Below are 265 nucleotides of genomic sequence, written 5' to 3' on the forward strand. Positions count from 1 at the left end.
CTTGGCATCGACTAGGTCCGCGCCCGAACACCAGGCCTTGATGCCGTCGACGCGGCCCGCACCCGCACCGGTGCGCGCGAACGTCAGCCGCGCATCCGGCGGCTCCGCGGCCCAGACCGCGTACAGCGCATCGGCAATCGGCCCGGGCGCGTGGTCGAGTTCGGCGAGGATGGCGCGGGCATCGTAGTGCGCTTCCATCACCTTGACGCCGCAAACGTCCTCGCGCGCGATCGCCGCCAGCGTGCGCCAGCGCGACAACGTGTCG

Annotated in this window: 1 protein-coding gene; it reads right to left on the bottom strand. The window is 72.1% G+C overall.

Annotated features, from left to right (window positions below; all coding sequences use genetic code 11):
- Nucleotides 1-265 (bottom strand): hypothetical protein (locus SB719_RS20675; protein ID WP_412159817.1); only part of this gene is annotated, 265 nt, incomplete at both ends.

It is taken from the genome of Pantoea sp. SIMBA_079 (assembly GCF_046940275.1).
GTDB classification, from domain to species: domain Bacteria; phylum Pseudomonadota; class Gammaproteobacteria; order Enterobacterales; family Enterobacteriaceae; genus Pantoea; species Pantoea borealis.